A 7,142-nucleotide genomic window follows, 5' to 3' on the forward strand; every position below is an offset into this window, starting at 1 on the left:
ACCGTCTTGATGAGTGCTTCAAGCAGACTGTTATACGCATTCGGGCGCTCAATCATAGCGACGTGACCGGTACGCTGTAGCCTGCAGAAAACGCTCTCAGGAATCCGCCTCGCGGTTCCGCGTGCCCGCTCGATGGGAACAATACCGTCGGCTGGTCCGNGGANNNGCGAGNNNGNTTCCTGAGAGCGTTTTCTGCAGGCTACAGCGTACCGGTCACGTCGCTATGATTGAGCGCCCGAATGCGTATAACAGTCTGCTTGAAGCACTCATCAAGACGGTTCGAGAGGACCGGGATTTGGAAATGACGGTTCGAGAATCGGTCGACGAAAACGGTAGCGAAGTATCCGAAGTTCGCTAAGGAATCAGGATCGTTCTGCAGCTTTATTCGCCCGTTCGAGATCGAACTGAAGGTCGGTGTCGTCCTCGAGACCGACGCTCAGCAATTCCGGGTCGGCGACCGTCAGGTTGAACTCACCGACGGCGCGGCCGTAGTGCAAGCGCGGTACCATTACGCCACTCGCATCACAGAGGTGGGGTCGTGGCTCGTCGACGAATCGCTTCGGGTGCTCTTCGAAGAAATCACGACAGTCGGACGAACAGAAGTAGAACGTCGTCCCCTCGAACTCGGTGGTGATTTCGCTTGAGTCGCTGGCTTCCATACCGCAGACCGGCTCAACTGGCATACTGGCAGTACGCCTCGCCCTTCCATAAACGTCAGTCGGCCATTTGCTACTGTGCGTAGGCTCCCTACTCGGTGTATACTGCGGGCTGTTTCTCGAAGCGCTGTCGACATTCTTCGCTACAGAGATAGTACGTCACCTGGTCGTGCCGGACTGAAGCTACCGCTTCGTCAACTCTGAGTTGCATACCGCAGACGGGATCCCTCGGCATTCTGTTCACAGATCCGTCTCCAAGCCGATTGGGTATTTCGAAGTAGGTCGACGGGCACGTATTAAGGGCCGTCGGAAGAACTCTATGACAACGCCCATGGTTCGATTTCTTCTCCGTCTAATTCGTATTCTTGGGACGTTCACCCCGTTCATCCTACGCTTTCTCCGTGATCGGCATCGGTTTCTGATCGTCGGTGGGTCACGCACTGTGCCACGGGACCAGCACGAGCAGCGTGCCCGCCGTCTACGGGAGGCGATGCTCAACCTTGGGCCGACGTTCGTAAAGATCGGCCAAGTTCTCTCGACGCGCCCAGATCTCGTTCCGCAAGTGTACGCGGAGGAGTTCGCAGTGCTCCAAGATGCGATCCCGGCGGGTCCGTATCGAGAGATGATTCCGGCTCTCGCCGAAGACGTCGGGTATCACTCGTACGACGACTTCGATCCCGAACCCATCGCCGGCGGATCGCTAGCACAGGTCTATCGGGCGACCTATCAGGGAGAACAGGTGGTCGTGAAAGTAAGACGCCCCGGAATCAAGGNNNTNANCNNGNCNNTCCCCATCCTGGAAATCTCGCTGTCGACGATGATGGCCGCATCGTATTCTACGACTTCGGGATGAGCGGTCGGTTCACGCCGGCGATGCAAGCGAGCGTGATCAACCTCTATCTGGCCGCTGTCAACCGGGATGTCGAATCCATCATCGACGAACTTGTCGCCCTTGGTGCACTCGATCCCGACGCCGACAGGGCCGCCGTCGGCCACGTTCTCGAGTTAGTTATCGATGACCTCGAAGGGAGTGGTGATGTGAACTGGCAGCAGATAATCGACGTGGTCGTCGGAATGCTCCGAGAGTTTCCGTTTCGTATCCCGCCAGACGTGATGTTAGTCATTCGGGTGGGATCGATCGGTGAAGGTGTTCTTAGACAGCTCGATCCCGAGTTCAATATCCTCGCAGCTGCGCAGGCGTTCCTCCGTGAACACGGCTTCCTCCAGCGAGCAGCCCGGATGAAACTCGCCGAAGCTCAGTCCGACATCGAAACCTCCCTCTGGGCCCTCCTCCGGCTACCCACGAAATTGGATCGTGAACTGGACGCACGAGAACAGGAACGCACAGTGATACCTCAGGAGATCGCACAGAGCCAACGACGGCAGACTCGTTCGATCGGGTACGCCATCCTCGCAGGAGGAACATTTGTAGCGAGTGGTCTCGCATTATCCGTAAGTCAGATCTCTGCTACTGTTGGGATCGTCGTCGCACTCGGCTTCACCATTTTATTCATTCATTCATCAAGGCAACAGCGTCGATAACTGGTATCTCGAATACGGAGTACCCCCACGACGCCTCAAACTATTTTGTGGCGTCTATGCGAAGTACCTGATATGCTCAAAGATAAAGTTGCGATCATCACTGGTGGTGCAACCGGGATCGGCAAAGCAATTGCTTCGAAGTACATTGATTACGGAGCCGAAGTCGTTATCGCAGGTCGCACGGAAGAAACCGGCCGAGAGACTGCCGAAGAACTCGGCTGTGAATTCCACCAATGTGACGTCACGGAGTATGAGCAGGTAGAGACCCTCGTCAACAGTACGGTTGACGAATACGGACAGCTTGACGCAATCGTAAACAACGCTGGAATTGGCCAAGTAGGGTCCATCGAAGAAATGTCGCTCGAAGAGTGGGATACGGTCATTCAAATTAATCTCACAGGGGTTATGTACGGCTCGCGAGCGGCGATCCCGTATCTCAAAGACAGTGAGGGGTGCATCATTAATGTCGCGTCGATTTATGGCCTCGTTGGTGGTCCTGGATCACCTGCCTATTCGGCAGCAAAAGGTGGTGTCGTGAATTTCACACGAGAGCTCGCCATCGACTACGCCACAGAAGGGATACGTGTCAATAGTATCTGCCCTGGATTCGTTGAAACGCCGATGACAGACGACTACCTCGACCAGGAACAGTTCTACGAGTTCGTCCGAGACGAGACACCCATGCAGCGAGTGGCCGAACCCGAGGAGATCGGCGGCATTGCGATGTTTCTCGCCTCTGATGAGGCGACGTACATCACAGGCACAAACATTCCTGTCGACGGAGGCTGGACTGCCCACTAGTAACTACGGTCGCACATTCACCACACTTGGTTCCAACATTACGCGGGAGACCAGTCGGATAGTAGCAGCGCAAAACGTGCTACTATCTACCGAAGGCAAGCACCGTAACTCCCTGAGATGCTTCTATGAAGTGAGGAACTGCCGCCATATTATTTAGTCTCTCTAACCAATCCCCCAGTATGGAACAGAATCGATCCGATCTCACACTACGTGTTGGGAGTATCGCCGACGAGTCAGTTGGTCGCGTTATTCCGGATACGTCGGTAGCAGAGGTCGCCCAAACGATGGTCGCGCAAACCAAATGTGCCCGCTACGTCGTTGTGGAAGAAAACGACCAGCTCGTGGGCATCATTACAGATCGAGATTTGATTGGCGCGCTCCTCACGCCAGATAGTGAGTTCAACGTTCTCGCAACGGATCAGAGCGAATCCAACATAACCGCCGGAGATGTGATGACCTCCGACCCCCTCACCGTAACGCCTGAGGCGGAGGTACCGAGGGTACTGCGACAAATGAACGAGGCGGCTGCCCGCCATGTTCCCGTTGTCGAAGATGGCTCAGTTGTGGGGATCGTCACCCTTGACGATCTCATCACTCACCTCGCGGGAGAAGCTGCCCATGTCTCCGCACAGATGGACAATCTCTCCGGGATCATCCGGTCAGAGTCCCAGAGAAAGTAACCTCCGCATCTGAGACTCTCGATACGTGTCTTTTTCGTGACTGACATCAAAAGAGAGACATGGCCGAACCACGGATTCTAATCCTCGGTGGACCAGGCGCAGGAAAGGGGACGCAGAGTAGAAAGGCTTCTGAGGAGTTTAATGTAAAGCATATCACTACCGGGGAGCTCCTTCGGGCAAATAAGGACAGGGATATTTCAGAATTTGAATCAGAGTATGATGTCCCGCGCACATATATGGATCAAGGTGAGCTTGTTCCGGACGAGGTTGTCACTCTGCTCGTTAAAGAGGCTCTATCGCAAGTCAATGGCTTTGTTCTGGATGGGTATCCCCGCAACGTAGAACAGGCTGAGGAACTCAATAATATGACCGACGTTGACGTTATTCTATATCTTGACGTAGACGAGGAGGAACTTGTTCAACGACTCACGGGTCGCCGTATAGACCCAAAAACAGGGGACACTTATCATATAAAATATAGTCCGCCTGAAGATCCTGAAGTTGAAAGACGACTTGAGCAGCGGGATGACGATACCGAGGAGACAGTCCGTGAACGTCTACGTGTATTTCGTGAGACCACTGAACCAGTTATTGAATACTACGAAGAACGAGGTCAACTGGAACGTGTCGACGGAAAACAGTCTCCTGATGAAGTCTGGGTTGACGTAAGGAAAGCGGTTGAAAACGCGCAATAGGTCGCGAAAAAGTTGGGGTGAGCGTTACTATACCGGGCATCACCTAGCAGATCTGTACATTTTACACACTGGTACCCGGCGAGTCTGTAGTTGAGAGGGCACGATCTTGCTGAGGTGATCTCGACGATGTTCGATAAAAGCCGACCATCATACCGTACGAATTAGAACTTGGAACGGTTATTGGCCGAAGAACGATCCAGTAGGCAATTATGGGGGGCTCTTCGAACCGATGAAGAGCCTGTCAGCAGACGCTGGCCCGTCAAGAGAGCGGATCTCGTCCTTCATACTCACCGCTCTCACCATATTCCGGCCGCTGGAAACCACCCTCACGGTAGACATCGAACTCACCCCGCTCGATGTCGTCCCGGATGATGTCTGCGGTCGTTTCGTCGACGCTCACGAAGTGACACAGCGGATGCCCCGGGTACGCGACTGCGTTCTCGAGTACACCGACGACGAGGCCAGTTGACGGTGCACGAACGACTTCGACCTCATCTTTGAAGTGATCGGAGATAGTGAACAGCTGCTCCCCGTCCTCGACGAGCGGCTGTGGGCCCCACTTCATATCGACGAGTCCGCCGGTGGCAGCACGAAGCCACGTCTTCTCACCGTCGCGTGCGACCACACGCGTCCACCCAGGCCAAGAGACCGGCCGGTCTGGCAGAACCTCATGTTCAGCGAGGACACTCGCCACGCAGTGAAGGGCGCGTTCGAGATGCGTCGATTGGAACCGGTGGGCGCGCCCCATCTCCACAGTTACGGTCGGAACCCCCGTCTTCGATGCTGCCTTTCGGAGCGTCCCGTTTGAGCCTTCACCGTCGAGAATCACGCTCGTTCCGAATGCACGGGCGATGCGTTCGACGTCAGAGTCGCGCATATCTGCCCGAACGTGATACATCGTCGTCCTGTTGCGCGTCGAGGTGTGGAAATCCAGCCCTAGGTCGCACTTCGAGACGAATTCCTCGAAGATAGTATGGGCGAGACGTTTCGCCATCGTTCCCTGTGGATTCCCGGGGAACGACCGGTTGAGGTCCTCGTCATAGATCGGGATGTAGCGCTGTTGGGCCATGAATCCCGGGACGTTCAGTACGTGGAGGCAGACGAGTGCCCCGTGGATGTCCGGGGGACCGTAGGTTTCTGCGACCTCTTGGACGATCTTGATGCCGTTCAGTTCGTCGCCGTGCACGGCAGCACTGAGGAACATCGCCGGGCCATCATTCTCTCCGTTGACGACCGTGACCGGAATGTCGATCGGGTCGCCGTGGAAACTTGTTCCCACCGAATAGCGGAACTGGCGCTTCTCTCCGGGTGAGATGGTTCGGCCGCCGACCTCAATCGGTTGTGTCGCGGATCCAGTCATTGAGAATCACTCTCGGACTGCTCTGAATGTGTCTGCGCTGCACGTCTACTGGGTTTACCAAGGAATCGTGGAACCGCCTCGCAGTATGACTCGTATTCGCCCCCGTACTGCTCGCGGAGCCACGGCTCTTCGGCGAGTGGTGCGAGCAGGAACCACACGATTCCACCGATAGCGAGAATGACCGTTTGAATCGAACCTGCGAGGAGGCCTCCGCTGGCGAGCATGGTGATGAACCCCACGTACTGTGGATTGCGAGAGAAGCGATACGGTCCCTCAGTTTGAAGGTGGCCTTCGAGACCACTGCTCTCCCAGAATCCGAGTGTCCACATCGCCCAGATAGACAGCGCTGTGCCTGCTACGAAAACAAGCACACTGACGAGTTGCACCACCACCGGTGGTTCGTACCAGTGCCACCAGTCGAGGTATGCAATGCCGACCAGACCCACGACGTATAGCGTCCAGGCTGTCCAGCTGACCCAGAACGTCCAGTTCCGCGTCCCGTGCGGCCAGAACCGGAATGTCGGACTGACGATGGTGGCAAGGAGGCCACCCAGTAGGAGTCCCCCGGATAGGAGACTGACGCTGAACAATGTCTGTGTCGCCTGGAGTGCCATAGGGATCACGCACCAATGTCGGGCACGGAAATATCGGCGCTGCGGAGACGACGGGCGTTGATAGCGACGATGATTGTCGAGAGAGACATGAACACCGCGCCGATCGCCGGCGACAGCAGGATACCGATAGGCGCGAGGACTCCGGCAGCGAGTGGGAGCGCGAAGACGTTGTAGCCGGTCGCCCAGACCAGATTCTCCTGCATCTTCCGGTAGCTCGCCTTCGAGAGCTTGATGAGACGGACGACATCCAGGGGATTGTTGTCGACGAGGATGATATCGCCCGACTCGATGGCGACGTCGGTCCCTGAACCGATGGCAATACCGACATCTGCTCGCGTGAGCGCCGGCGCGTCGTTGACGCCGTCGCCGACCATCGCGACCAGTTTCCCCTCGGACTGGAGCGCTTCGACTTTCGTGTCCTTTTCGTCGGGGAGTACCTCCGCGAAGTACTGGTCGATGCCGAGTTCCTCCGAGACAGCCCGTGCGACGTCCTCCGAGTCACCGGTCAGCATCGCCACCTCGATATCCATCGCGTGTAGCGCCTCGATGGCCTGCCGGCTTTCTTCCCGAATAACGTCCGCCAGCGCGAATGCTGCGACAACTTCGGATTCGTCGTGAACCAGGTAGATAACCGTCTCTGCGTTCGAGCCAGCTTCCTCCGCGAAGGCAGCGATTTCGTTGGACCGCTCGATACCGAATTTCTCAATCAGGTTCGGTCCACCGATATGAACCGTCTCGCCGTCCACAGTGGCTCTGACGCCGAGACCGCGGAAATTCTCAAAGTTCGAAACNGT

The 7,142-nt window shown here is 56.2% G+C and carries 8 protein-coding genes and 1 pseudogene; 5 read left to right on the forward strand and 4 right to left on the reverse strand.

The window, feature by feature from the left end:
• Positions 1–362: 362 nt before the first annotated feature.
• A complete protein-coding gene (locus EGH24_RS14690) occupies positions 363–683 on the reverse strand; it encodes a YHS domain-containing protein (RefSeq protein ID WP_142980841.1) in 321 nt (106 codons plus the stop codon).
• Positions 684–1,146: 463 nt separating this feature from the next.
• Here EGH24_RS14690 and EGH24_RS14700 point away from each other — a divergent pair.
• The 5 genes and pseudogenes from EGH24_RS14700 (at position 1,147) to EGH24_RS14720 (ending at position 4,374) form a co-directional block, all read left to right on the forward strand.
• A pseudogene (locus tag EGH24_RS14700) lies at positions 1,147–1,509 on the forward strand (AarF/UbiB family protein).
• On the forward strand, positions 1,485–2,198 hold the full coding sequence (locus tag EGH24_RS14705; RefSeq protein WP_246058036.1) for a hypothetical protein: 714 nt from the start codon (positions 1,485–1,487) through the stop codon (positions 2,196–2,198). Before EGH24_RS14700 ends, EGH24_RS14705 begins: the two are co-directional and overlap by 25 nt.
• Before the next feature lie 72 nt (positions 2,199–2,270).
• Positions 2,271–2,999 carry an SDR family NAD(P)-dependent oxidoreductase gene (locus EGH24_RS14710; protein ID WP_119713009.1) on the forward strand — a complete coding sequence of 243 codons (729 nt, stop codon included), beginning with the start codon at positions 2,271–2,273 and terminating at the stop codon, positions 2,997–2,999.
• 179 nt (positions 3,000–3,178) lie between these two features.
• Complete coding sequence (locus EGH24_RS14715; protein WP_058365806.1) at positions 3,179–3,679, forward strand: CBS domain-containing protein; 501 nt, start codon at positions 3,179–3,181, stop codon at positions 3,677–3,679.
• A 59-nt stretch (positions 3,680–3,738) separates the two neighbouring features.
• Positions 3,739–4,374 (forward strand): adenylate kinase, encoded by a 636-nt coding sequence (locus tag EGH24_RS14720; protein WP_080508370.1) that lies wholly within the window; start codon positions 3,739–3,741, stop codon positions 4,372–4,374.
• Between the two features lie 259 nt (positions 4,375–4,633).
• Here the strand turns inward: EGH24_RS14720 and EGH24_RS14725 are convergent, their stop codons facing one another.
• The 3 genes from EGH24_RS14725 to EGH24_RS14735 all read right to left on the reverse strand — a co-directional run.
• On the reverse strand, positions 4,634–5,734 hold the full coding sequence (locus EGH24_RS14725; RefSeq protein ID WP_058365807.1) for a succinylglutamate desuccinylase/aspartoacylase family protein: 1,101 nt from the start codon (positions 5,732–5,734) through the stop codon (positions 4,634–4,636).
• Positions 5,731–6,348: a methyltransferase family protein gene (locus EGH24_RS14730; protein ID WP_092893792.1), complete on the reverse strand. Its 618-nt coding sequence runs from the start codon at positions 6,346–6,348 to the stop codon at positions 5,731–5,733. The genes EGH24_RS14725 and EGH24_RS14730 overlap by 4 nt, the downstream gene beginning before the upstream one ends.
• A gap of 5 nt (positions 6,349–6,353) precedes the next feature.
• Positions 6,354–7,142 (reverse strand): HAD-IC family P-type ATPase (locus EGH24_RS14735; RefSeq protein WP_142980847.1); only part of this gene is annotated, 789 nt, incomplete at its 5' end.

The organism is Halonotius terrestris (assembly GCF_006861665.1).
Classification (GTDB): domain Archaea; phylum Halobacteriota; class Halobacteria; order Halobacteriales; family Haloferacaceae; genus Halonotius; species Halonotius terrestris.